Here is a 3,730-nt window from a genome sequence, read left to right as displayed (position 1 = left end):
CCCTAGATTGAACAAATTTCAATCCACAAAGATCAACACGCCCTAGTGACTGCAAAATCAATATCATTGCACCACCGGCTAATTTTGAAGTTGGGCGTACCACTAAAAAGTTTGAAATACTTAATAGTGGTTACAACATGGGAGTTGATACTGCTAAGACCTTTTTAGCTAAATAACTGCATTATTTAACCTAATAATTGCGGTGCTTTACCCGCAATAACTGCGGTTAGTAAACCAGCTAACATAGCTCCTACAACGGTGCATATTGCACCGCCTAAAATACCGTAAACACTCATAAAACATATCAGCGCTAAACCAAATAGCAGTGCACTTAAAAATGTTTTAGTCGCTAATGTAAGTGTGTTTTTTCGTAGGTTGAGCATCATTAATAATAAACTTACCATCGCAATTGTAATTAGTAGCTCGTTCATGCGGGTTGTACCTCAATTTGTAATTTTTGTGTGTTTTTTATTTTTAAGGCAACAAACATACACACGATACCCACCACCATAAAGCTTATATCTACTACCGCGACAAGCGAGCTATTAAGGTTAATAACATTGCTAACGCCAAGTAAAATATTAAGTGGCAGCACCAAAGCAAGCGAAGCGCCGCATAATAAAAGAGTCAGCTTAAAGTAGTTTTTATAACCAATGGGTAATACACTTAAGAGTAACCATGCCAACCACGTATAAAAGAACACGGGTCCAAAAAAGCTATTTTGCGCCACACCAACAACGCTATAATTAAGTACAACTTGCACAGGAAATAGCACAAAGCTTGCTAATACCAAACCGCCACAACTGCCAATAATAAAACGATTCCAGTGTGCATATGCCTGCATACTCAGTGAAGGGCTACTGCCACGTGTGCGCTTTGTTAGCCACATCATCATGCCCGAAATAGGTAAAAGCGCAGTACTTAAGCCAAGCAATACCCAAAGTAATTTTACAAACACTCCTGCAAAGTTCCCAAAGTGCAGCGGAAACATCAACTCAATTACTTTTATCGAAACACCTGAAATATCACCAAAACTACTCATCGACTGCACAAACTCACCATTACCCTGATAATGCAGTAACTGAGAAGCAACAGCCTCGCCACCTAACAAACGCAAATATACCTGCGCGTTCGCATCGTTATGCGCCATTATGGTTACATCTCTAATTATTGCTTTAGGGTAACGACTATGAGCATGCTCTAAAATAGTGTCTATTTTTGTAGGTTGCTTAATGTGACTAACTACAGGCTCAGGAATGGCGGTAAACGTTTCTATTAACTTATCTTGATCGCCACCAAAGCTCACAAACGCAGCGGCTGGTAGTAAAATAATGGTCGCGAGCCCTAAAAATGATCCTGTAAAACCAATCACAATGTTAAAAACGCTGCCCCAAATACCTATAACCTTATGAGCATCGCTCACTGCAATATCTAACCCTTTATCTCGCCTAAACGTAAAGAGCTCTTTTATCAATTTGCGATGAATAAACAAGCCTGTCACTGCACTTACTAAAAGCGTTAAACCTAAAAATCCAGTGAGTATTAACCCTATTGGTCGCCCTAAATGCAAATCTGCATGAAACTCACCTATATAAGTTGGCGCATCCGTTTTTTTATTGGCGTAAAACTCTTTACTAGGCCCATAGTAAGTATTTTCCAGCGTCAACGTATCGGGATGAAATTGAAATACTCTGGCCACCTCTTGGTCGTAATTTTCATCGCCATGGTGAGATTCAAATACCAACGTTAACAAATGAAAGTTATGCCCACTTGGTAAAAACACATGAATGTTTTCGCCAAATTCACTAGGTACTTTTTTATGGTATTCGTTTACTAGTCGGTTAATTTGCGCGCTGGCAACGTATTGGCTAGATTGTAGTTCTGGATTAGCCCATATTTTTAACTCAGGTCGCGACAGAACTGCTAACGCCCCACTAAATGCAACAATAAATAGCAGTACCGCAGTAATAATTCCTACCCAGCTATGTAATAAAAATAGCTTTTTTAAAGTAATCGACTTCATCCCTGCCCCTGCGTTAACGCCCAAAAACTCAATAAACCATGTAATACACACAATGCAATCATTACTACAAAAGGTTGCCATACTTTTTGCGCCAAATACGCATAAATAAACAACGCAGTCCAAATAATAGGAAAGAGTAAAATAGGCAGTAATATTTGTTCATTCATTTGAAACGGTAAATAGGTTGTCATACCCGGAATCATTATTACCGCTGTAACTAGCGCTAATACACACGCAATTAGGTGCCTTCGCCGTGTAGCTGTAAACGTTTTTTTATTATTCATTATTCGCTCAGTAAATTTGCCCAAACATATACAAAACAGCACATGCAAATGATAACAATTGCTATTATATTGTGCATTTAATGCTTAATGCAATTTATTAAACAAATTAAGTCTAAAAACACTGTTGGTTTGCCTTAAGAGCTTTTATGCTACGCCTCGCAATTTAGGTACGCAGTAATGCGTCATTTCAGTTAAGCCGAGTTCGGGCTTTTTAATTTTCAGGAAGCAGTAAACCGTGGATATAATTAACGCGATTATTTTAGGTATTATTGAAGGTATAACAGAATTTTTACCCATATCATCAACTGGGCACTTAATTTTAGCGTCAAAGTGGTTAGGCATTGAATCAACAGATGCTAACCTCGCCTTCGAAGTAATTATCCAGCTTGCCGCCATTTTAGCAGTACTAGCCAACTATAAAGACAAGTTCAGCCCTAAACATTTCAATTTATGGGTGAAAGTTGCCATTGCATTTATTCCCTTGGGCATTATTGGCTTTATATTTAGCGATGTAATAAAAACACTATTTAGCGTACCAGTAGTAGGTGTTATGTTTATTGTAGGCGGTGTGATTTTTTTACTATTGGAGCGCAGTTATAAAGAGACTCACTGCACAACTACCGATGTAACCCAAGTTACTTATAAACAAGCTCTTTGGATTGGCGTAGCACAAGTATTTGCGTTAGTTCCAGGGACTAGTCGTGCTGGAAGTTCTATTGTTGGTGCCATGTTGTGTGGTTTAAACCGAAAAGCCAGCGCTGAATTTTCATTTTTACTTGGTTTACCTGTACTTGCAGCAGCCTCAGGGTACGACTTACTTAAACATTACCAACTGTTTAGCTTAGATGACCTAACTGCCCTTGCTATGGGTTTTATTACCTCTTTTGTTGTTGCCTATTTTACTATTAAACTGTTTATTCGATTTTTAGAAAACTTCACTTTTGTAAGTTTTGGTATTTATCGTATTGTATTTGGTGTTATTTTATTAACCCTAGCTTACATTTAAAATTCGAGGAAAATCATGAGCGAAAAAATAAACGAAGAAGCACTCCACGCACTTAAAATAGCCTTTACGTATATGCCTAAAGCTATTGAAGTTACAAAGTACGAATATGGCGAACGCTACCAAACAGTGCTTGATCACATAGAAGCTGTACGCGAAACATTGCTTATTAACGATGTAGATCCAGAAGAAGTGGGCGGCGATATCAACCCGCAATATACCCCAAATTCAACGTATTAAAAGTATACCGCTGAGTATTACATGCTCGGCGGTATATACTACTATTAATAAACCACTAACTTAGTTCATAAAAACATAAGGTTATAAAATTTAATACGTATCAATTTTAGTTATTAGTAATTAAAACTGCTAAACTGGATTTTAAACTAATACCAATGCCCTAATTGGCCTATGTATTAT

The 3,730-nt window shown here is 37.7% G+C and carries 5 protein-coding genes and 1 pseudogene; 3 read left to right on the top strand and 3 right to left on the bottom strand.

The window, feature by feature from the left end; genetic code table 11:
- Nucleotides 1-41 precede the first annotated feature (41 nt).
- Nucleotides 42-176, top strand: a pseudogene (locus tag GQR46_RS20710) (DUF6363 domain-containing protein); the annotation flags it as partial.
- Between the two features lie 9 nt (nt 177-185).
- On the opposite strand, the gene GQR46_RS17410 reads toward GQR46_RS20710, so the two are convergent.
- From GQR46_RS17410 to GQR46_RS17400, 3 genes are read right to left on the bottom strand one after another with little or no spacing between them, the layout of a single operon-like run.
- Entirely contained in the window at nt 186-431 is a 246-nt protein-coding gene (locus tag GQR46_RS17410) for a hypothetical protein (RefSeq protein ID WP_007581829.1), read from the bottom strand.
- Nucleotides 428-2,023 (bottom strand): PepSY-associated TM helix domain-containing protein, encoded by a 1,596-nt coding sequence (locus tag GQR46_RS17405; protein ID WP_206009658.1) that lies wholly within the window; start codon nt 2,021-2,023, stop codon nt 428-430. The genes GQR46_RS17410 and GQR46_RS17405 overlap by 4 nt, the downstream gene beginning before the upstream one ends.
- Nucleotides 2,020-2,307, bottom strand: coding sequence for a hypothetical protein (locus tag GQR46_RS17400; RefSeq protein WP_024591874.1), 288 nt, complete (start codon nt 2,305-2,307; stop codon nt 2,020-2,022). Before GQR46_RS17400 ends, GQR46_RS17405 begins: the two co-directional genes overlap by 4 nt.
- 235 nt (nt 2,308-2,542) lie before the next feature.
- Between GQR46_RS17400 and GQR46_RS17395 the strand changes: the two genes are divergently transcribed.
- Both GQR46_RS17395 and GQR46_RS17390 read left to right on the top strand, forming a co-directional pair.
- Entirely contained in the window at nt 2,543-3,313 is a 771-nt protein-coding gene (locus GQR46_RS17395; protein WP_165741734.1) for an undecaprenyl-diphosphate phosphatase, read from the top strand.
- 15 nt (nt 3,314-3,328) lie between these two features.
- Complete coding sequence (locus tag GQR46_RS17390; protein WP_165729518.1) at nt 3,329-3,550, top strand: penicillin-binding protein; 222 nt, start codon at nt 3,329-3,331, stop codon at nt 3,548-3,550.
- Nucleotides 3,551-3,730 lie beyond the last annotated feature (180 nt).

Source organism: Pseudoalteromonas sp. Z1A6 (genome assembly GCF_011378745.1).
In the GTDB taxonomy this organism is placed as follows: domain Bacteria; phylum Pseudomonadota; class Gammaproteobacteria; order Enterobacterales; family Alteromonadaceae; genus Pseudoalteromonas; species Pseudoalteromonas arctica.
The sequence above is the reverse complement of the archived record's forward strand: the minus strand, read 5'-3'. Positions and strand labels throughout refer to the sequence as shown.